This window comes from Burkholderia sp. AU33545, from assembly GCF_020419685.1.
In the GTDB taxonomy this organism is placed as follows: Bacteria; Pseudomonadota; Gammaproteobacteria; order Burkholderiales; family Burkholderiaceae; genus Burkholderia; species Burkholderia diffusa.
Map to the genome: position 1 here is coordinate 411,343 of NZ_JAIZRQ010000006.1, position 21,132 is coordinate 432,474.

Genomic DNA, 21,132 nt, shown 5'->3' on the forward strand with positions numbered 1-21,132 from the left:
GTGAGCGGTACCTGCTTCGCTATTGGATGTGCCGCCGTGCGCGTCATAGACTTCGCCTGTGCCCAAGTAGTCACCGGCGCGCATGATGTCTGCTCGTGCAACCGCGTGGTCGACGATCTCGACGGGAAACAGATCAGGAAAGGGGAGCATACCCATGTCGCGTAGACAGAACGTCGCCTGTCCGCTGCCGTGACGGAATCTCGATATCATCCCGCTACAGGAATCGGACTCAAATTCCGGAGAATCCGCGAGCCGCGGAAGCTATGGCCGCCTGCCCCGGCGAGAACCCGCTGAGGCTTCGCTTAGCGAGCTAACGACACTATGAACAAATCACAAGATATCGAGAACGCGGACTCTGGGCCGTCATCAGGTGCGATCAAGCTCGCAATCGCAACCTTCGTCGGGCTGTGGCTTCCGTGGATCGGCTTTGCATACTGGTATGTCGAGGTCGGCGGATTTCATAGCGGAATCTTTGCAGCCGGCACGATGAGCTTCCTTGTATTTACCGCTGCTACGTGGGTCGCGACACCCCTGTTTACATTGATCTATGTGGTGTATGCGAATCGCTCAGAGCTTCGCAAGACATACGACCAAGTCATGTTCGCCATTCAGTGTTTGATTCTTCTTGGAATGTGGGCGGCTGTGATAGCCCCATTCGCCGGACACTAGATCGGAACGTACGGGGCTACGGCTAACGCTACGAATGAGAGAGGCCCACGGCCCTCGCTGCGGGACGGGTACCCTTGGGTCCGAGGCCTGCAGCTAGACCACGTAGTGAATCTTCCCCGCATGCGGAGCCCCAGCGGCCGCGAGCAGCGGTTTTATATCGCCGGGGATGCGGCGGCGGAAGTACAGCAGCGAACTGTTCGACTTCTGCCCGACGTATTTGAGCTTAACGGACACGAGTGAGGAGAGATGCAGCAGGGCCATTGGAGTACCGCATGTGGTAACCGTTGTGGTACCCACACACGACCCTGAGATCCCTGTCAGTCAAGCCAGTCAAGGCTTTGGGGGTGATGATCTGGTCCCCCCGACAGGAATCGAACCTGTATCTAGCGCTTAGGAGGCGCTTGTTCTATCCATTGAACTACGGGGAGAGCCATGTCCGCAGTTTCGCGTACGGAAGACGCGAACGGGACGGCGATGTGGACAGCGCGCAGAGTATAGCAAACGCGCGGCGCATCGGCGGACGGAATGCGTGCCGATGCGCGCCGCGCGCGCTCGATCGTGTCCGGAAGCCCGAATCAGAAATCGACGACGACGAAATCTTCCTTGCCCACGTCGCACAGCGGGCAGCGCCAGTCGGCGGGAATGTCGGCGAAACGGGTGCCGGCGGGGATGCCCTCGTCGGGCAGGCCTTCCGCTTCGTTGTAGACCCACCCGCAAATCAGGCAGACCCAGCTCTGGTATTCGGTTACTTCGCTCATGTGGTGCTCGGAATGATGAAGATCTGTGATGCCGCCCGCCGTGTTGCCGGCGGACGAAAGGCGCAATGGTACCGGAATTTCGCCGAACGCCTCCGCAACGTCGTTTTAAACGTGCGCATCGCGAACAATTTCCATCATCGCGCGGGCCGGGCACGCAGTGTATGCTTCGTGAGCCTTTCAATCTGAAGGAGAAAACGATGCTCAACAAGAAGTGGATCGCAGGTGCGGTATGTGTCGCGGCATTGGCCGTGTCGACGCTCGCGCGTGCCGAGGCGCGCGTGTTCTTCGTCGAGCCGAAGGATGGCGCGACGGTGTCGAGCCCCGTGCACGTGAAGTTCGGCCTCGAAGGCATGGGGCTCAAGCCGGCCGGCGACATGACGCCGGACACGGGCCACCATCACCTGCTGATCGACGGCCAGCCGGTGCCGAAGGGCGACGTGATCCCCGCGACAGACCATTCGCTGCACTTCGGCAAGGGCCAGACCGAAACCGATGTGAAGCTGCCGCCCGGCCAGCACACGCTGACGCTGCAGCTCGGCGACGGCGCGCACCGTTCGTACGGTCCCGAGCTGAGCTCGACGATCTCGGTCAACGTAAAGTAATCGCATCTTCCGCATGCGGGCACCCGGCCGGGAAGGTGCGGCCGGATGCCCGCCACGGCACGAAATGAACCGCGCACCGGCCTAGTCCGTCCGGCCATCGCGGCGCAGGCGTCCGCCACCGGTACAATGGGCGCTTCCGATTTCTCTCTTCGCCGCCTCCCCATGTCGCTTTATTCCATTACCGGCGCGCAACTCGCGTTCGGTCACGTCGCGTTGCTCGATCACGCGGATTTCTCGCTGGAGGCCGGCGAGCGCGTCGGCCTGATCGGTCGCAACGGCGCGGGCAAGTCGTCGCTGCTGAAGATCGTCGCCGGGCTGGCGAAGCCCGACGACGGGCTCATTACGCGCCAGCAGGAGCTTGTGACCGTCTACGTGCCGCAGGAGCCCGAATTCGAACCGGGCGCGACCGTGTTCGAGGCCGTCGCCTCGGGGCTCACGCACACGCGCGAAGTGCTCGAAGAATACGATTCGATCGCGCACCGCCTTGCGGAGACGCCCGAAGGCGCCGAGCACGACGCGTTGCTCGCGCGGATGAACGCGCTGCAGTCGTCACTCGATGCGCACGATGCTTGGAATTGGCGTACGCGCGTATCGATGACGCTCGCGCAGATCGGCCTGACGGACGGCGATGCGCAGGTCGACGCGCTGTCGGGCGGGATGCAGAAGCGTGTCGCGCTGGCGCGCGCGCTCGTGGTGCAGCCCGACGTGCTGCTGCTCGACGAACCGACCAACCACCTCGACTTCGACGGCATCCGCTGGCTGGAAGAACTGCTCGTCGCGCAGCGCGCGGGCCTGCTGTTCATCACCCACGATCGCGCGTTCCTCGACCGCGTCGCGACGCGCATCGTCGAGCTCGATCGCGGCCGGCTGCTGTCGTATCCGGGCAATTTCTCCGCGTACCAGACGCGCAAGGCGCAGCAGCTCGAAGTCGAGCGCGTGGAAAACGAGAAGTTCGACAAGCTGCTCGCGCAGGAAGAAGTTTGGATCCGCAAGGGCGTCGAGGCGCGCCGCACGCGCAGCGTCGGCCGCATCGCGCGGCTCGAGCAGATGCGCAACGAGCGCGCGGAGCGCCGCAATTCGCAGGGCAATGTGAAGCTCGACGTCGCGCAGGGCGAGAAGTCGGGCAAGATCGTCGCGGAGCTGACGGACGTGACGAAGCGCTACGGCGGCCGCGCGGTCGTCGAGCGCTTCTCGACGACGGTCATGCGCGGCGACAAGATCGGCTTCGTCGGCCCGAACGGCGCGGGCAAGACCACGCTGCTCAAGCTGATTCTCGGCGAGCTGAAGCCCGACGAAGGCACGGTGCGCACCGGCACGAACCTGCAGGTCGCGTACTTCGACCAGATGCGCGCGCAGCTCGACCAGGAAAAGAGCCTGGCCGACACGATCAGCCCCGGAAGCGAATGGGTCGAGATCGGCGGCGTGCGCAAGCACGTGATGAGCTATCTCGGCGACTTCCTGTTCGCGCCTGAGCGCGCACGCTCGCCGGTGAAGTCGCTGTCGGGCGGCGAGCGCAACCGGCTGCTGCTCGCGCGCTTGTTCGCGCGTCCGGCCAACGTACTGGTGCTCGACGAACCGACCAACGACCTCGACATCCCGACGCTCGAACTGCTCGAAGAGCTGCTGGCCGACTACGACGGCACGGTGCTGCTCGTCAGCCACGATCGCGCATTCCTCGACAACGTCGTGACGTCGGTGATCGCGGCCGAGGGCGACGGCAAGTGGCGCGAATACGTCGGCGGCTTCACCGACTGGCAGATCCAGAGCGAGCGTTCGCAGCAGCTCGCGCAGCAGGAGGCGGCGAAGCGCGCGGTGAAGGAAGCGGCGCCGGTCAAGGAAGACGCGGCGAAAAGCGCGGCCGGCCGCAACGCACAGCGCACGGTGAAGCTGTCGTTCAACGAGCAGCGCGAACTCGATGGGCTGCCGGAGAAGATCGCGGCGCTCGAGGAAGAACAGAAGACGATCAATGCGCAGCTCGAGGATGGTTCGATCTTCGCGAAGGATCCGCAGGAAGGCACGCGCCTGACCGAACGGTTCGCGGCGATCGACGACGAGCTCCTCGCCGCGCTCGAGCGGTGGGAGACGCTCGAGGCAAAGCGCAAGCCGGTCTGACGCCCCGTGCGCCGTGTGAGTGATCTTGCTACGGCGCGCCACGCGGAACCAGTAAAATACCGCGCGTCCCGGGCAGCGCAGCGAATGCCGCGCGCCCGCTTTCGGAGCAGTCCAAGCACACCGTTGTTTCGATTCGCTTTTTTACGGAACTCAACGTTTTGTCCACGACGTTGTCCACACGAAGTGTGGACAACGTCCCGATGAATGACGAAATTCAGCGCCTATGTCAACGAAGAAGCCCAGCGCGGCCTATAGCGAAGCATCGATCAAGGTGCTCAAGGGCCTTGAGCCGGTCAAGCAGCGGCCCGGCATGTACACCCGTACCGAAAATCCGCTGCACATCATTCAGGAAGTCATCGACAATGCGTCCGACGAGGCGCTCGGCGGCTACGGCAAGCAGATCACGGTCACGCTGCATGCCGACCAGTCGGTGTCGGTCGAGGACGACGGCCGCGGCATCCCGTTCGGGATGCACCCCGAAGAGGGTGTGCCGGTCGTCGAGATCGTATTTACGCGCCTGCACGCGGGCGGCAAGTTCGACAAGGCTGCAGGCGGCGCGTACACGTTCTCGGGTGGCCTGCACGGCGTCGGCGTGTCGGTGACGAACGCACTCGCGACGCGTCTCGACGTGACGGTCTGGCGCGACGGCAAGATCGCCGAGCTCGGCTTCGCCGAAGGCGACGTCGTGAAGCCGCTCGCGACGCAAGGCGCGGGCCGCGGCGAGAAGAAGTCCGGCACGCGCGTGCGGGTCTGGCCGAATCCGAAGTACTTCGATTCGCCGAACCTGCCGCTTGGCGAGCTGCAGCGTCTGCTGCGCTCGAAGGCCGTACTGCTGCCGGGCGTCGAGGTGGTGCTCGTCAACGAGAAGACCGGCGAACGCCAGGCGTGGAAGTACGAGGACGGCCTGCGCGGCTACCTGCTCGACGAGATGAACGGCAGCGAGCTGCTGATCCCACTGTTCGAAGGCGAGCGCTTCGCCGATGCGCGTTCGACCGACGAGACCTTCGCCGAAGGGGAAGGCGCGTCGTGGGTCGTCGCATGGAGCGAGGAAGGATCGCTCGTGCGCGAGTCGTACGTGAACCTGATCCCGACGCCGGCCGGCGGCACGCACGAGTCGGGCTTGCGTGACGGTCTCTACCAGGCGGTCAAGAGCTTCGTCGAACTGCACAACCTGCAGCCGAAGGGCGTGAAGTTGCTCGCGGAAGACGTGTTCGCGCGCGTGTCGTTCGTGCTGTCCGCGAAGGTGCTCGATCCGCAGTTCCAGGGGCAGATCAAGGAACGCCTGAACAGCCGCGACGCGGTGAAGCTCGTGTCGTCGTTCTCGCGTCCGGCGCTCGAACTGTGGCTGAACCAGCACGTCGAGCACGGCAAGAAGCTCGCCGAACTGGTGATCAAGCAGGCGCAGGCGCGCACACGTGCGGGCCAGAAGGTCGAGAAGCGCAAGAGCTCGGGCGTCGCGGTGCTGCCGGGCAAGCTGACTGATTGCGAGACGGAAGATATCGCGCGCAACGAGTTGTTTCTCGTCGAGGGCGACTCGGCGGGCGGTTCCGCAAAGATGGGCCGCGACAAGGAATACCAGGCGATCCTGCCGCTGCGCGGCAAAGTGCTGAACACGTGGGAAACCGAGCGTGATCGCCTGTTCGCGAACAACGAGGTTCACGACATCTCGGTCGCGATCGGCGTCGATCCGCACAGCCCCGACGACACCGTCGACCTGTCGAATCTGCGCTACGGCAAGATCTGCATCCTGTCGGACGCGGACGTCGACGGCTCGCACATCCAGGTGCTGCTGCTCACGCTGTTCTTCAAGCATTTCCCGCAACTGATCGAGCGCGGTCACGTGCATGTCGCGCGGCCGCCGCTGTTCCGCGTCGATGCGCCCGCGCGCGGCAAGAAGCCCGCGCAGAAGCTCTATGCGCTCGACGAAGGCGAACTCGAGGCGACCCTCGACAAGCTGCGCAAGGACGGCGTGCGCGAAACGCAGTGGAGCATCAGCCGCTTCAAGGGTCTCGGCGAAATGAGCGCGGAGCAGTTGTGGGACACGACGATGAACCCCGACACGCGCCGCCTGATGCCGGTGAAGCTCGGCGAACTCGACTACGAGGCGACCGTCGCGCGCATGACCATGCTGATGGGCAAGGGCGAGGCAGCCGCGCGACGCGGCTGGCTCGAGGAAAAGGGCAACGACGTCGAAGCGGACATCTAAACCCGCGCGGCCGGGCATGACGCCCGGCCCGGCCTCACGCCACTTACGAATACGGAATTCAGATGGACGACAATACTTCCGATCTCTTCGCCGGGTCCGATGCACCGGACGCCGAAGCGCTGACGCTCGGCAACTACGCGGAGCAGGCGTACCTCAGCTACGCGGTCAGCGTCGTGAAGAGCCGCGCGCTGCCCGACGTGTGCGACGGCCAGAAGCCGGTGCAGCGCCGGATCCTGTTCGCGATGAACGAAATGGGCCTCGGCCCGGACGCGAAGCCGGTGAAGTCGGCGCGCGTGGTGGGCGACGTGCTCGGTAAATACCACCCGCACGGCGACCAGTCGGCATACGATGCGCTCGTGCGTCTCGCGCAGGATTTCTCGCTGCGCTATCCGCTGATCGACGGGCAGGGCAACTTCGGCTCGCGCGACGGCGACGGCGCGGCAGCGATGCGATACACCGAGGCGAGGCTCACGCCGATCTCGAAGCTGCTGCTCGACGAGATCGACCAGGGCACGGTCGACTTCATGCCGAACTACGACGGCTCGTTCGAGGAACCGAAGACGCTGCCGAGCCGCATGCCGTTCGTGCTGCTGAACGGCGCATCGGGCATCGCGGTGGGTCTCGCGACCGAGATTCCGTCCCACAACCTGCGCGAGGTCGCGGCGGCGGCGGTGGCGTTGATCCGCAATCCGAAGCTCACGCACGCGGAGCTGATGAACCTGATCCCCGGCCCGGACTTCCCGGGCGGCGGCCAGATCATCTCGAGCGACACGGAGATCGCGGCGGCCTATGAAACCGGCCGCGGCAGCCTGAAGGTACGCGCGCGCTGGAAGATCGAGGATCTCGCGCGCGGCCAGTGGCAGCTCGTCGTCACCGAGCTGCCGCCGAACACGTCGGGCCAGAAGGTGCTCGAGGAAATCGAGGAGCTCACCAACCCGAAGCTCAAGCTCGGCAAGAAGACGCTCACGCCCGAGCAGCTCAACACCAAGAAGGCGATGCTCGACCTGCTCGACGCGGTGCGCGACGAGTCGGGCAAGGAAGCGGCGGTGCGGCTCGTGTTCGAGCCGAAGTCGCGCACGATCGACCAGACCGAATTCGTGAACACGCTGCTCGCGTATACGAGCCTCGAGTCGAACGCGACACTGAACCTCGTGATGATCGGCGCCGACGGCCGGCCAGGCCAGAAGGGGCTGCTGACGATCCTCGACGAATGGGTGAAGTTCCGCCAGCTCACGATGACGCGCCGCTGCCGCCATCGTCTCGCGAAGGTCGACGACCGCATCCACATCCTCGAAGGGCGGATGATCGTCTTCCTGAACATCGACGAGGTGATCCGCATCATCCGCGAGTCGGATGAGCCGAAGGCTGCGCTGATGAGCGCGTTCGGCCTGAGCGACCGCCAGGCCGAAGACATCCTCGAAATCCGCCTGCGTCAGCTCGCGCGGCTCGAGAAGATCAAGATCGAGAAGGAACTCGAGGCGCTGCGTGACGAGAAGGCGAAGCTCGAGGAACTGCTCGCGAACGAAAGCGCGATGAAGCGGCTGATGATCAAGGAGATCGAGGCCGACGCGAAGCAGTACGGCGACGACCGCCGCACACTGATCCAGCAGGAAAAGCGCGCGACGTTCGAGGCGAAGGTCGTCGACGAGCCGGTGACGGTCGTCGTGTCGCAGAAGGGCTGGGTGCGTGCGCTGAAGGGTCACGGGCTCGACCCGGCCGGCTTCTCGTTCAAGGCAGGCGATCACCTGTATGCGGCATTCCAGTGCCGCACGCCCGATCGACTGATCGCGTGGGGCAGCAGCGGCCGCGTGTACTCGGTCGACGTGTCGGTGCTGCCGGGCGGGCGCGGCGACGGCGTGCCGGTGACGTCGCTGATCGAGCTCGAATCGGGCTCGCACCTGATGCACTACTACGCAGCGCCGGCCGACCAGCAACTGCTGCTCGCGTCGAGCAACGGCTTCGGCTTCCTCGCGAAGGTCGGCGACATGGTGAGCCGCGTGAAGGCCGGCAAGTCGTTCATGACCATCGATGCGGGCGCGGTGCCGCTCGCGCCGATGCCCGTGCTGCCGAACGCAACGCAGGTCGCATGCCTGTCGAGCGGCGGTCGACTGCTGGTGTTCGGGATGGACGAGATGAAGACGCTGTCGGGTGGCGGCCGCGGCGTGATCCTGATGGCGCTCGACGACAAGGAAACGCTCGTGCAGGCGCTCGCGATCGACCCGGCCGGCGTCGTGCTGATCGGCACCGGCCGCGGCGGCAGGGCGCAGGACGAAACGCTGTCGTACGCGGGGCTCGCGCCGCACGTCGGCAAGCGTGCACGCAAGGGCCGCGCGCCGGAAACGAAGCTCAAGGTCGTCAACGAACTGCGTCCGCTGCTCGGCTGACGCCGCATCCGTTGGCCGGCTCGACCGGTATCGAAGGCCGCACCTCCGCTTCGGCGGGCGTGCGGCCGATTCTTTTTTTGCGCGACGCATCCAGGCAAGCGCGAGTGGCGCCGTCACGCGGAACTTGCAAAATATTGTGAAATTCCGCCAGGGGTCTGAACCGAGCGGCTGCGCGCGGGTCGAACGTCGCTCGAGACCGCGCGTGACGCGGCTGTTCGTTGCACTTAACTCATACCAGGATTGCCGCCATGTCCCACGCTGTTGCCGTCGCGCTGTTTCTTCATCTGCTGGCCGTCGCCGTGTGGGTGGGCGGGATGGTCTTCGCGCACTTCTGCCTGCGCCCGGCGCTGTCCGACCTGACGCCGCAGTTGCGACTGCCGCTGATCGAGGGCGTGTTCGGCCGATTCTTCAACTGGGTGTCGGGGTCGGTGATCGTGATCCTGCTGTCCGGCGGTTTCCTGCTCACGGCATTCGGCGGCGCGCACGCGACGTGGACGCTGCATGCGATGGCGGGGCTCGGTGTCGTGATGATGCTGATCTTCGGCCACATCCGCTTCGCGCTGTTCCCGCGCATCCGCCGCGCGGTGCAGGCGCAGAACTGGCCGGACGGCGCGCGCGCGGTGAACACGGTGCGCCTGCTTGTCGTCGTCAACCTCGTGCTCGGCGTCGTGACGATTGGCGCAGCCGTGCTGTCGCGCGGCCTCTGAGCGCGAACGCCTGACCTTGCGGCGCCGTTCGCCGCCCGCCGCCGGCGCGATGCCGCGCGCCGCTATGCGGCCAGCATCGCGTCGAGCAGCCACGCGCCGGCCGGGCCGAGCGGCCGGTTGCGCGACCACACCGCATCGACCCGCACGCGGCGCGGCCAGCCCCGCGAGCGCAGCTCGCAGAGGCGCTCGCCCGCGAAGTGCTCGACCATCCAGCGCGGCAGCTCGGCCCAGCCGAACCCCAGCACCGCCATCTCCAGCAGCATCAGGTAGCTCGGCGCGAGCCAGCGCTGCGTGCCGATGACGATCCGGTCGTCGGCGCCGCGATCCTCCGGTTTCACATACGTGTTGAGGCGCAGCTCGCGCGCGTCGCGCAGCGCAGCATGCGGCACGTCAGCGTCGCCGTAGGCGGCCAGCGCGTGCGTGCGCCCGACGAACAGGCCGATCTCCGATTCCTCCGCCACCGTCGCCGCGCCGATATCGGGCGGGTAGGCGGCGCGCGCGGCCATCAGCCCGAGCTGGGCGCGGCCCTGCTGGATCAGGTCGAGCACGTCCTCGTGTTCGGCAATCTGGCATTCGAGTTCCAGCGTCGGAAAGCGCCGCTCGAGCGCCATCAAGGTTTCCTCGTAACGCTTCGATTGATACGTATCGGACACGACGAGCGTCAGCCGTGCTTCCTCGCCCTGCGCGAGCCGCGCGGCGGTGCGGTCGATCGCCGCGCCGGCCTCCAGTGCGCGCTGCACCTGCGGCAGCAGCGCACGTCCGGCGTCGGTCAGCGTCGGTGCGCGCGTGGAGCGGTCGAACAACTGCACGCCGAGATCGATCTCGAGGTTCGCGATCGCTTCGGACACCGTCGACTGGCGCTTGCCGAGCTTGCGCGCGGCGGCCGTGAACGAGCCGAGCAGCGCGGCTTCGGCGAAGGCGAGCAGGGCTTCGGGGGCGTGGCGCATGCGCGGGTCTCACGGCGTTATATCGGAAAAACCGATGATATCAAACTGGATTCATGCATTTACGCCGATCAAAATGGCCGGCATACGCTTCACAAACGAACTGGAGGGACCCATGAAACAGATGAACAAGACGGTGACGGAGCGCCTCGTTCACGCGCTGACGTTCGAACTGGTGGCGATCGCGCTGTGCGCGCCGATCGGCGCGTGGTTGCTCGACATGCCGGTGTCGCACGTCGGCGTGCTGACGGTGATGGTGTCGCTGATCGCGATGGCCTGGAACATGACGTTCAACACGCTGTTCGACCGTTTCGAGCGCCGCGCCGGCCTCTCGCGCACGCTCGGGATGCGGATCGCGCACGCGGTCGTGTTCGAACTCGGCCTGGTCGCAATGGTGGTGCCGGTTGCCGCGTGGTGGCTGAACGTGAGCCTGGTCGAGGCGCTGCTGCTCGACCTCGGCATCGTGCTGTTCTTCCTGCCGTACACGTTCTGCTTCAACCTCGCGTACGACGCGTTGCGTGCCCGCTGGGTCGCACGCCGCGTCGCCGTGCAGGCGAGTTGAACGGCCAGCGGCCGGCGGTGGTGGAGGGCGTGCCGTCAGTGCGCGATGGCGGCCCATAACAGCCACGCGCCGCACACGATCGCGACCGCACCATAGACGGCGTACACGGGCACCTTGAAGCGCGTGAAGCACAGTGTCGCAAACGCGCCCGTGAGCCAGTAGACGGGATCGGCCGGTTCGCGATGGAGAATCCTCACGACGGCGACGACGAGAAAACCCGTCGTTGCCGCGCGCAGCAGGCGCATCCCGTGCTCGAAGCGCGAATGGCGCTTGAGCCGGAGCAGATGGTTCTGCGCGAACGCGACGAGACACCCCGACGGAATGAACAGCGCGGCGGTCGCGAGCAGCGCGCCGGTCCAGCCGTCGGTCAGGTAGCCGAGGAACGGCACGACGTTCAGCAGCGGGCCGGGCGACACCGGCGACAGCGCGAACGCGAGCGTGAAGTCGTGATCGGAGATGCCGGTGGCCGGCGACACGAACAGCGTCTTGAGCACGGGCAGTGCGGAGAAGCCGCCGCCGAACAGCGTCATGCCGGCGCCGGCGAGCCGCGGCCACAGCAGCGTCTCCTGGTAGTCGCCGGGCAGCGGCAGCGCGAACAGCGCGACGAGCACGGCGAGCAGCACGAGCAGGTTGCGGTCGCGTTTCGACAGCGTGAAGTCGACCGAGTCGTGTTGCGACGGCCCGGTCAGCCAGCCGGCTGCAAACGCAGCGAAGAGAATCCCGACGAAGGCGGCCGGACTATGCGCGAAAGCGAGCAGAATCGTCGATAGCGCGGCGATTGCCTGTTCGAGCCGTGTGCTCGCGAGCGTGCGCAACTGCTTGACCCACGTGACGCCGATCAGCGCGGCGAGCACCATCCCGAAGTGATTGATCAGCATCGGCGCGGCAAGCGAACGCACGATCGGCGTGCGGTAGAAGATCGCGAACAGCGTCATCAGCAAGGAGAACGGCAGCACGCTCGCGATGCCGGCGATCCATGCGCCGGTGCGGCCGTGCAGCGTCTGGCCGACCTGCACCGCGACATTGCAGCCGACGGGGCCTGGCACGAGCCATGCCAGGGCGACGAGATCGGCGAACACGTGCGGCTCGATGCGCTGCAACCGGTCGACGTAGTGGCGTTCGAGCTGCGCCATCATCGAAAGCCCGCCCCACGACACGGCGGAAATGCTGGCCACGACCTTGAACAAGGCCCAAAGGGATGCCTGTGCCTGTTCGACACGTTCGGCCGCTTCGACTTCGACGGTTGTCATGACTGTGCTGTTGGCGCTGGGCCTGGTCTCGCGCGTGGAAACGTGCCGGCGGCCCGCCGACACGATGGCCCTCCCGATTGTCCGCCGCGCATCGTGACACTGCCATGCGCGAAAACGCTAGTTAATGAACTAAACAACCGGATCGGAAACCGAAATAATCGGTGTGCTGCGCAACATTGCCGCGCGGACTGCGGACTCAGGCGCCCGTGCTGCCGGTCGCGCGGTGCGTGAGGACGTTCGGCAGGTCGCCGCGCACGCCGAAGCGTGCGATCAGCGCGGGGATCGCGTCGGCCGGCACGGGGCGCGAGAACAGGAAGCCCTGCGCCTCGATCTCGCCGAGCGCGGACAGCCATGCGATCTGCTCCTCGGTTTCGGTGCCCTCGACGACGACCGTCAGGCCGAGCGAGCGCGCGAGATGCACGATCGACGACACCATCACGCACACGCTGCGATCGTTCGGGATCGCCTGCACGAACGAGCGGTCGACCTTCAGCGTATCGACGGAGAAGCGGTGCAGGTACGACAGCGACGAATAGCCGGTACCGAAATCGTCGAGCGCGACCCGGATGCCGAGCTTCTTCAACGCGACGATCTTCTCGGAGACGAGCTCCGGATATTCCATCATCGCGGTCTCGGTGATCTCGATTTCGAGCCGGTTCGCGTCGATGCCGGTGTCCTGCAGCGCCTGCGAAATCGTCTCGATCAGGTCGCCGCGCCAGAACTGCACCGGCGAGATGTTGACCGCGAGCGTCAGCGTGTCGTGGCCATCGTCGCGCCAGCGCGCGATCTGTTCGCACGCGGTGCGGATCACGAAGTCGCCGATGGGCACGATCAGGCCCGTCGATTCGGCAATCGAAATGAATTCGTTCGCGGAGATGATCCCGTGCTCGGGGTGGTCCCAGCGCGCAAGCGCCTCGAAGCCGGTGATCGTGCGGTGCGTCAGGTCGATCTTCGGCTGGTAAGCGAGGAACAGTTGCCCCTCGGCGAGCGCGACGCGCAATTGCTGTTCCCAGCGCATCAGGTGGTCCGCGCGATGCGACAGGTGCGGCGCGTAGAACTGGTAGCAGTTCTTGCCCGCGTCCTTCGCGCTGTACATCGCGAGATCGGCCTTCTTCAGCAGGTCGATCTCGCTTTCGTTCGCGACGGTGTGCAGCGCGATGCCGATGCTCGCGTGCAGCACGAACGAACTGCCGCGCACGTCGAACGGCTCGGCGAACATCCGGATGATCGCTTCCGCGAGCCGCACCGCGCGCCGTTCGACGTCGTCGCCCTTCATCACGACGACGAACTCGTCGCCGCCGATCCGTGCAAGCGACCCTTCGTCGCCGACGGCATCCGACAGGCGCGACGCGGTCATCTGCAGCACGATGTCGCCGGCGTTGTGGCCGAGGGTGTCATTGACGGTCTTGAAATTGTCGAGGTCGATGAACAGCAGGCCGAGCCGCGACAGGCTGGCCGGCATCGACACGTCGTTGCGCAGCCCGCGCAGCGTCGCGTAACGGTTCGCGAGGCCGGTGAGGAGGTCGTATTCGGCGAGCTGGGTCATCTCGCGCTCGCGGCCGAGCAGCTTGCCGATCAGCCCCGTCGCGACGCCGAAGAACGCGAGCATCGCGAGCGTGATGAAGCTCGTCATCAGCAGATAGACGTTGCGCGTGTGGTAGTAGTCCGCGAATTCTTCGGACTGCGACAGCCCGACCATCACCGCGAGCGGGTAGCCGTCGAGGTGGCGGTACGACACGATGCGCGTCACGCCGTCGATCGGGTCGATGATCGTGCCCGTCACACGCTCGGCGATCGGGTACACGCCCGATGCGGAGAACGCACCGGGTGCGTTGCTGAGCGAGCCGGTGCGCCGCGCGAGCACGGCGCCCGTGTCGGACACCACGGCGATCACGCCTTCCTTGCCGATCGCCGCGTTGTTGTAGAAATCGTTCGTGAAGTAGCTCGGGTCTTCCGACACCACGACGATGCCCGCGAAGCTGCCGTCCGGATTGTTCAGGCGCCGCGTCATCTGCAGCGTCCAGTGGCTCGACACGCGGCCGAGCACGGGCTTGCTGATGTACAGGCGGTCGTCGTTGTGTGCGAGGTGGACCTTGAAGTGCTCGCGGTCGGCCAGGTTGATCGGCTTCGGATGGAGTTCGGCCGTGTTCGCGAACAGGATGCCCTTCGCGTTGACGAGCGAAACCTGGATCAGCGTGTCGCTCGGCACGACGCCTTTTTCGACCGCGCTCGCGAGGTTGAAGCGCGCGGGCGATTTCTCGAATTCGAACTTGACGAAGCGGGTGATCTGGTCGACCTGGTGGATTGCCTTGACCGTGTGCTGTTCGAGCGCAGACGACAGGATCGCCGCCGAGGCCGCCGCTTCCTTGTACGCGCTGTCCTTTTCGACCGACAGCCGCGCGACGATCACCGCCCACAGCAGCGCAAGCGCCAGCATCCCGAGCAGCGGGATCGCGAACAGCGCGCGCCGGCGCGACTTGCGCGGCGCGCGCAGCGGTCGGGTCGGCGGCGTGTGGTTTGACCGGGCGGAGCTCATCTGAGAGGGCGGCGTCCTGCTCGCATGCGTCATCCGTCTGGATGGCTGGCTATGGTTCGGGTTGTCCCGACGTCTGTTCGTTCGCGGGACACGCAACCATGGACAGACCTCCGAAACAACGGATTAGGCCCGATATTACTGGCTGGAACGCTTTTGCGATAGTTGGGCGAATCGTAGGGGCGCCGGACGGGCTGGCGCCATCGCACATCGCGAAATGTTAAACAGGAGACCGGAAGGTGCCGTCGACGACCGTGACGACGTGGCCGCCGATCCACGTGGTGCCGTCTTCGTCATAACTGACGGAGATGCGGCCGTCGCGGCCGATGGCCGTACCCTGGCGGGCCGTATACGACTGGCCGGGGCGGCGCTCCTGCCGTGTCAGCAGCCCGGCCAGCGCCGCGTTGGCGCTGCCGGTGACCGGGTCCTCGCCGAAGCCGAAGTTGCCGCCCGTCATCAGGCAGCGGATTTCGAATGTCGCGGGGCCGCCTTCGGCATGCGGCGCGTAGACGGCGAGGCCGTCCACGCCATAGCGGCGCGTGAGTGCCTCCAGCGCGGCCGGATCGGGCGACAGGCCGACGCACGCGTCGGCCGACTTCAGTCGCACGACCAGCCACGGCGCGCCGTTGTCCACCGCACACGGCTCGGCTTCCAGATCGATCGCGTCACTGCGCAACGCGGCAGCCAGCGCCGCGTAGTCCGAACGGTCGAGCGGCGTGACGCGGGCCGGCGGCGCGGCGAACGCCCAGCCGCCGGCCTGCTCGCGCAGCGCGACCCGGCCGACCCCGCACTGCTGGATCAGCCGGCCCGGCGTGCGTGGCCGCGCGCCGCTTTCCAGGAACGCATGCGCGGTGCCGAGCGTCGGATGGCCGGCGAACGGCAGTTCACCGGCCGTCGTGAAGATCCGCACGCGGTAGTCGGCGTCCGGATCGGTCGGCGTGCAGACGAACGTCGTTTCCGACAGGTTCGTCCAGCGGGCGATCTCGAGCATGGCGTCGTCGCCGAGCGAATCGGCGTCGAACACGACGGCGAGCGGGTTGCCCTTGAACGGCACCGACGTGAAGACGTCGACCTGCTTGAAGCGGACGAGACGACCGGTCATATTGATGCGCCCGTTACGCGACTTCGGCGATCAGTTCGATCTCGACGCACGCGCCGAGCGGAATCTGCGCGACGCCGAACGCCGAACGCGCGTGCTTGCCTGCGTCGCCGAACACTTCGGCGATCAGTTCCGACGCACCGTTCGTCACGATGTGCTGTTCGGTGAAGTCGAGCGTCGAGTTGACGAGGCTCATCAGCTTCACGATGCGCGTGACCTTGTTCAGGTCGCCCGTGTGCGCGTGCAGCGTCGCGAGCAGGTCGATCGCGATCGAGCGCGCGGCCGCCTTGCCGTCTTCCGTCTGCAGATCCGCGCCGAGCTTGCCGGCCCAGACCTTGCCGTCCTTCTTCGCGATGTGGCCCGACAGGTAGACCGTGTTGCCGCTTTGCGCGCTCATCACGTAGGCGGCGGCGGGTGCGCCGGCGGTCGGGAGTTCGATGCCGAGCGACTTCAGTTTGTCGTAGACGTTAGCCATGTGTTCGATTCCTCGTTGAGAGTCGTGACAGGAAAAAGGGGATCAGAGACGCTCGCGCAGCAGCTTGCCGAGGCGCGCGACGCCTTCCTCGATCTTCTCCGGCGGCACCGTCACGAACGACAGGCGCAGCGTGTTCTGCTGCGGGTCGTTCGCGAAGAACGGCGCGCCCGGCACGAAGGCGACGTGGTTGGCGACCGCGGCCTCGAGCAGCTTCATGCTGTCGATCTGCGCGGGCAGATTGACCCAGATGAACATGCCGCCGTCCGGGCGGTTCCACGTGACGCCTTCCGGCATGTGGCGCGCGAGCGACGCGAGCATCGCCTCGCATTGCGCGCCGTACAGCTGGCGGATCGTCGGGATGTGCTCGTCGAGGAAGCCGTCCTTGATCACTTCGTGCGCGATGCGCTGCGTGAGCGTCGGCGTGTGCAGGTCGGTGGCCTGCTTGGCCTGCACGAGCTTGAAGTGGAGCTCCTCGGGGGCAATGATGTAGCCGATCCGCAGGCCCGGCGCGAGCACCTTCGAGAACGTGCCGAGGTGCACGATATGGTCGGGCGCCATCGACAGCATCGTCGGCAGCGGTTCGCCCTGGTAGTTCAGTGCGCCGTACGGGTCGTCTTCCAGCACCGGGAACGGGCTCGACTGCGCGAACGCGGCGAGCGCGCGACGGCGCTCGACGGGCAGGCGGCGGCCGGTCGGGTTCTGGAAGTTCGGCTGCGCGTACAGCAGGCGCGCACCTTGCGTCAGGTCGGGCGTGAGGCCTTCGGGCAGCAGGCCCAGCTCGTCGGTCGGCACCTGCACGTAGCGGGGCTCGTACAGCGAGAACGACTGCAGCGCGCCGAGGTAGGTCGGGGTTTCGACGAGGATCGGGCTGTCCTGATCGATCAGCGCCTTGCCGAGCAGGTCGAGCGCCTGCTGCGAGCCGGTCGTGATCAGCACCTGCGACACGCGCACGCTGTAGCGCTCGGCGATCCATTCGCGCAGCGGCAGGTAGCCTTCGGTCGCGCTGTACTGGAGTGCGGCGGCGGGCGCATCGCGCAGCACGCGGTCGGCCGCGGCGCGCATGCGTTCGGCCGGGAACGTCGCGGGAGCGGGCAGGCCGCCTGCGAACGAGATGACCTCGGGGCGTTCCGTGACCTTCAGGATCTCGCGGATCGCAGAGCTCGTCAGCTTGCGGGCGCGTTCGGAAAGCTGCCAGTGCGGCGGATGCAGGTCGCTCGGATTCATAGTCTCCTCGTTCGGATATCGTGGTCAGTCAAGAAAGGTCGATCGGGCTGATCGCGTCGACGCGGCCGGGTGGGCGCGCGGGAGCGCGATCGGGCCGTCGCGGCCGGGTGGGCAAAACCGTTCAGGCAAAACGAACATTATGGCGCACCTCATCAACCGGCGCGAGCGGCGCGCGGGGCCGTGGCCACCGCCGAGCGCCGGCCCAGCATCACGGTCGCGATCACGGCGGCCGCGAACAGCCAGGTCGACGGCGTCACCGTCTCGCCGAACAGCAGCGCGGAAAAGGCGATCGTGAAGAAGATCTGCAGCAGCTGCACCTGGCCGACCCGCGCGATGCCGCCCATGGCGAGTCCGGCGTACCACGCGAAAAAGCCGATGAATTGCGAAAAAAGGGTCACGTAGCCGAATGCAAGCCACGTGCGCAACGCGAGCGGGGCAGGGTGCGCGACGTGCTGCGTCCATGCGAGCCAGCCGACCGGCAGCACCAGGAACGGCGCGGACACGACGAGCGCCCAGCAGATCACCTGCCAGCCGCCGATCTGGCGCGCGAGGCGCGCGCCTTCCGCGTAGCCGAGCGCGCCGATGCCGACCGCGACGAGCATCAGTGCGTCGCCGGCCTGCACCGTGCCGCCGCCGTCACGCAGCGCGAACGCGATCACGAGCGCGCTGCCCGCCAGCGCGCTGGCCCAGAACGCCTTCGACGGCCGCTCGTGCGACAGCCACGCCGCGTACAGCGCGACGAACAGCGGCTGCAGCCCGTTGACGACCGCGCCGTGCGAGGCCGGCACGGTTTTCATCGCCCAGGCGGAGAACACCGGATACGCGATGATCACGCCGGCCGACACGACCGCGAGGCTTTTCAGCTGCGCGCGGGTCGGCAGCCGTTCGCGGCGCCACCACAGCAGCAGGCCGGCCGGCACCGACGCGGCGAGCGCGCGGCCGAGCCCGTTCAGCAGCGGGTTGAGTTCGGAAACGACGATCCGCGTCATCGGCAGCGTCAGGCTGAAGATCATCACGCCGATGAGGCCGAGCAGCATGCCCCGGGTTTCGCGCGAATTCATGAAATGGGTGTCTCCGTAATGCGGGGTTCGTGTAATCGGGGGGGGCGGCAGGGGCGTTCAGCGCAGCGTGCGTGCGCCCTGCGGCGTGTCGAATTCGGCGACGAGCGCCGGCGGGCCGTCGCCGGTGTCGACGTCGAGCAGATGGCCGGCGCCGAGCCAGTCGAGCTGCTCGCGGATGACGTCCGCATGCGGGTGGATGCCCTTGAGCGCTTTCAGTGCGACGCCGTCGTTCGGCAGCGATTCGGCCGGATGGCGCGGGCTGTCCCACTGGATCAGCGATGGCACGAGGCCGTCGCCGACGCCTTGCCACGCGGGAAACGCGCCGTCGTCGGGCACCGTGAGACCCCAGCTCAGGTCGCCGCGCCGCATCGCGACGACCGGCGCGATGCGCGCCGGGTACTGGCTTTGCCACATCGCGAGCTGGCGCGGGCGGTCGACGCGCGCGACCCAGTGAGCGAGAAACGGGCCCTGCGCGAGCCGTGCGTGCATCGCCGGATCGTCGAGCGCGAACAGCCGCGCGCGCGGCGGCGTGGCGCCGTCGTCCGGGGCGGGTGCGTCGGGGTCGATCGCGATCACTTCGAGGTAGAGCCCGCCCCAGGCGCCGAACAGCGCATTGTGGGTCCGCATCAGCGGGTGGCGGCCGCCGCCGGCCGGCTCGATGCCGAGCGAAGCGGCGACATGGCGCACGCCTTCGTCGAGCGTGCGCGCGGCGATCACGAGATGGTCGAGGGTCAGGGAGCGGGCTGGCATGAACGTCGGTCGGGAAGCGAAAGTGTCATGGTGGGCGGGCGATGCGCCGGACGGTTGCGGAAACGGCCGGTGCCCGGGCCGCGATGCAGGCCCGGCGGTGCGGCACCACGTGCGGCAAGGCCGCGACGGCAGCCGCACGATCGCCATTCGTGCCAACTGTAATCGTCGGCACCGGCACAGTAACGGTACAATCGGCGCGATAGCCTTCGGTACAGTTGGAGCAGCCACCACCCATGTCCACCGTCCCACTCGCCCAGATTCCCGCGCCGCACGATACGGCCACGCTCACGCTCGTCGACCAGCTCGTCCAATGGGCGCGGCGCCGAATCGACGAACGCGTGTTCCGGCCCGGCATGCGGATGCCGTCGATCCGCAAGCTCGCGCTCGACAAGAGCGTGTCGCGCTTTACCGTGGTGGAAGCGTACGAACGGCTCGTCGCGCAAGGCTACCTCGACTCGCGGCGCGGCTCGGGTTTCTACGTGCGCGAGCGTACGGCCACCGGCCCGCAGCCGGCCGACAACGTGGTGCGCGTGGCCGAGGCCGCGCCCGTGCACAACACGATCGACGTCGTCTGGCTGCTGCGCAACATGCTGCACACCGTCAGTCCGGAAAAAGGGCCGGGTCTCGGCTACTTGCCGGGCCGCTGGCTCGACGGCGAGCTGATCACCGGCGCGCTGCGCGCGCTCGGACGCCAGTCCGGCGCGCAGATGCTCGGTTTCGGCACCGCGCAAGGCTTCCTGCCGCTGCGCCAGCAATTGCAGACGCGGCTCGCGGAAGTCGAGATCGGCGCGAAGCCCGAGCAGCTCGTGCTGGTGTCGGGCATCACGCAGGCGATCGACCTGATCTCGCGGATCTACGTGCGGCCCGGCGATGCGGTGATCGTCGGCGATCCCGCGTGGTTCCAGATGTTCGGCCGCTTCGCGTCGCAGGGCGCGCAACTGGTCGGCATGCCCTATACGCCCGACGGCCCCGATCTCGACGCGCTGGAAACGCTCGTGCAGATGTGGCGGCCGAAGATGCTCGTGATCAATTCGGTGCTGCAGAACCCGACCGGCACGTCGCTGTCGGCCGCGCAGGCGTTCCGGATCCTGAAGCTCGCGGAAGCGTACGACTTCCTCGTCGTCGAGGACGACGTGTACGGCGACCTGTGCCCGCCGAGCTATCCGGCCACGCGGCTCGCGAGTCTCGACCAGCTGAAGCGCGTGATCTACTTGGGCAGCTATTCGAAGACGCTCGCGGCGAATTTGCGGGTCGGCTATGTCGCCTGCGCACCGGAGATCGCAAAGGCGGTCACCGACCAGAAAATGCTGGTCGGCATGACGACGCCGGAGCTCAACGAGCGCGTCTTGTACAAGATCCTGACCGAAGGGCATTACCGGCGCCACGTCGAGCGCCTGCGCGCGCGGCTCGACGGCGTGCGCGACAAGACCGCGCGGATGCTCGAGCGTACCGGGTTGCGGCTCTTCACGATGCCGGCGGCGGGGATGTTCCTGTGGGCCGACACGGGCGTCGATTCGGACGCGCTCGCGGCCGCCGCGCACGAGGAAGGGTTCCTGCTGACGCCGGGGAGCCTGTTCTCGCCGCAGCAGTCGTCGTCGACCTGGACGCGCTTCAACGTCGCGAACTGCGGCGATCCGGCACTGCCGGGGTTTCTTGCGCGCTATATCGAAGCGGCGGCGCGGCGCGCGTCGTGACGCGGGGCGGCAGGCCGCCCCTTGAAATCCGCTCGCCCGTCCCCAGATACCCGCGCGAACCGCTTGCGCCAGGCGGTCGTCCTTGACGGGCCCGCCGGCATC

General features: G+C 66.8%; 19 protein-coding genes and 1 tRNA gene. 9 read left to right on the plus strand and 11 right to left on the minus strand.

The window, feature by feature from the left end; genetic code table 11:
* The first annotated feature begins 321 nt into the window (after window positions 1-321).
* Complete coding sequence (locus tag LGM71_RS22095; RefSeq protein ID WP_226116410.1) at window positions 322-669, plus strand: hypothetical protein; 348 nt, start codon at window positions 322-324, stop codon at window positions 667-669.
* A 93-nt stretch (window positions 670-762) separates the two neighbouring features.
* On the opposite strand, the gene LGM71_RS22100 is transcribed toward LGM71_RS22095, so the two are convergent.
* The 3 genes from LGM71_RS22100 to LGM71_RS22110 form a co-directional block, all read right to left on the minus strand.
* On the minus strand, window positions 763-930 hold the full coding sequence (locus tag LGM71_RS22100) for a hypothetical protein (protein WP_226116411.1): 168 nt from the start codon (window positions 928-930) through the stop codon (window positions 763-765).
* A 92-nt stretch (window positions 931-1,022) separates the two neighbouring features.
* Window positions 1,023-1,097, minus strand: a tRNA-Arg gene (locus LGM71_RS22105).
* A 147-nt stretch (window positions 1,098-1,244) separates the two neighbouring features.
* Window positions 1,245-1,427 (minus strand): rubredoxin, encoded by a 183-nt coding sequence (locus tag LGM71_RS22110; protein ID WP_006478164.1) that lies wholly within the window; start codon window positions 1,425-1,427, stop codon window positions 1,245-1,247.
* Between the two features lie 12 nt (window positions 1,428-1,439).
* Between LGM71_RS22110 and LGM71_RS22115 the strand changes: the two genes are divergently transcribed.
* From LGM71_RS22115 to LGM71_RS22140, 6 genes are all read left to right on the plus strand, one after another.
* Entirely contained in the window at window positions 1,440-1,613 is a 174-nt protein-coding gene (locus LGM71_RS22115; RefSeq protein ID WP_174906323.1) for a hypothetical protein, read from the plus strand.
* An 11-nt stretch (window positions 1,614-1,624) separates the two neighbouring features.
* Entirely contained in the window at window positions 1,625-2,029 is a 405-nt protein-coding gene (locus LGM71_RS22120; RefSeq protein ID WP_059600451.1) for a DUF4399 domain-containing protein, read from the plus strand.
* 126 nt (window positions 2,030-2,155) lie between these two features.
* Window positions 2,156-4,141 carry an ATP-binding cassette domain-containing protein gene (locus tag LGM71_RS22125; protein ID WP_174919989.1) on the plus strand — a complete coding sequence of 662 codons (1,986 nt, stop codon included), beginning with the start codon at window positions 2,156-2,158 and terminating at the stop codon, window positions 4,139-4,141.
* A 223-nt stretch (window positions 4,142-4,364) separates the two neighbouring features.
* On the plus strand, window positions 4,365-6,347 hold the full coding sequence (locus LGM71_RS22130; RefSeq protein ID WP_059600344.1) for a DNA topoisomerase IV subunit B: 1,983 nt from the start codon (window positions 4,365-4,367) through the stop codon (window positions 6,345-6,347).
* Window positions 6,348-6,409: 62 nt separating this feature from the next.
* Window positions 6,410-8,731: a DNA topoisomerase IV subunit A gene (parC, locus tag LGM71_RS22135; RefSeq protein WP_226116412.1), complete on the plus strand. Its 2,322-nt coding sequence runs from the start codon at window positions 6,410-6,412 to the stop codon at window positions 8,729-8,731.
* 248 nt (window positions 8,732-8,979) lie between these two features.
* Window positions 8,980-9,438 carry a CopD family protein gene (locus tag LGM71_RS22140; RefSeq protein WP_059600346.1) on the plus strand — a complete coding sequence of 153 codons (459 nt, stop codon included), beginning with the start codon at window positions 8,980-8,982 and terminating at the stop codon, window positions 9,436-9,438.
* Window positions 9,439-9,500: 62 nt separating this feature from the next.
* On the opposite strand, the gene LGM71_RS22145 is transcribed toward LGM71_RS22140, so the two are convergent.
* A complete protein-coding gene (locus LGM71_RS22145; protein WP_124905502.1) occupies window positions 9,501-10,385 on the minus strand; it encodes a LysR family transcriptional regulator in 885 nt (294 codons plus the stop codon).
* Window positions 10,386-10,497: 112 nt separating this feature from the next.
* On the opposite strand from LGM71_RS22145, the gene LGM71_RS22150 reads away from it, so the two are divergent.
* Window positions 10,498-10,944: a multidrug/biocide efflux PACE transporter gene (locus tag LGM71_RS22150; RefSeq protein ID WP_226116413.1), complete on the plus strand. Its 447-nt coding sequence runs from the start codon at window positions 10,498-10,500 to the stop codon at window positions 10,942-10,944.
* A 35-nt stretch (window positions 10,945-10,979) separates the two neighbouring features.
* Here the strand turns inward: LGM71_RS22150 and LGM71_RS22155 are convergent, their stop codons facing one another.
* The 7 genes from LGM71_RS22155 to LGM71_RS22185 all read right to left on the minus strand — a co-directional run bounded on the left by LGM71_RS22155 (window position 10,980) and on the right by LGM71_RS22185 (window position 19,336).
* Window positions 10,980-12,194 carry a chromate transporter gene (locus LGM71_RS22155; protein ID WP_151049696.1) on the minus strand — a complete coding sequence of 405 codons (1,215 nt, stop codon included), beginning with the start codon at window positions 12,192-12,194 and terminating at the stop codon, window positions 10,980-10,982.
* Between the two features lie 196 nt (window positions 12,195-12,390).
* Window positions 12,391-14,730, minus strand: a complete 2,340-nt coding sequence (locus LGM71_RS22160) for an EAL domain-containing protein (protein ID WP_174906329.1) — start codon at window positions 14,728-14,730, stop codon at window positions 12,391-12,393.
* Between the two features lie 217 nt (window positions 14,731-14,947).
* Complete coding sequence (locus LGM71_RS22165) at window positions 14,948-15,829, minus strand: PhzF family phenazine biosynthesis protein (protein WP_174906330.1); 882 nt, start codon at window positions 15,827-15,829, stop codon at window positions 14,948-14,950.
* 13 nt (window positions 15,830-15,842) lie between these two features.
* Window positions 15,843-16,301, minus strand: coding sequence for a RidA family protein (locus LGM71_RS22170; RefSeq protein ID WP_034208050.1), 459 nt, complete (start codon window positions 16,299-16,301; stop codon window positions 15,843-15,845).
* A 42-nt stretch (window positions 16,302-16,343) separates the two neighbouring features.
* Entirely contained in the window at window positions 16,344-17,525 is a 1,182-nt protein-coding gene (locus LGM71_RS22175) for a PLP-dependent aminotransferase family protein (RefSeq protein WP_226116414.1), read from the minus strand.
* 152 nt (window positions 17,526-17,677) lie between these two features.
* A complete protein-coding gene (locus LGM71_RS22180; protein WP_124626763.1) occupies window positions 17,678-18,586 on the minus strand; it encodes a DMT family transporter in 909 nt (302 codons plus the stop codon).
* A 57-nt stretch (window positions 18,587-18,643) separates the two neighbouring features.
* Complete coding sequence (locus LGM71_RS22185; RefSeq protein ID WP_226116415.1) at window positions 18,644-19,336, minus strand: VOC family protein; 693 nt, start codon at window positions 19,334-19,336, stop codon at window positions 18,644-18,646.
* A 233-nt stretch (window positions 19,337-19,569) separates the two neighbouring features.
* Here LGM71_RS22185 and LGM71_RS22190 point away from each other — a divergent pair, with 233 nt between their 5' ends.
* Complete coding sequence (locus LGM71_RS22190; protein WP_059600355.1) at window positions 19,570-21,030, plus strand: PLP-dependent aminotransferase family protein; 1,461 nt, start codon at window positions 19,570-19,572, stop codon at window positions 21,028-21,030.
* The last annotated feature ends 102 nt before the right edge of the window (window positions 21,031-21,132 follow it).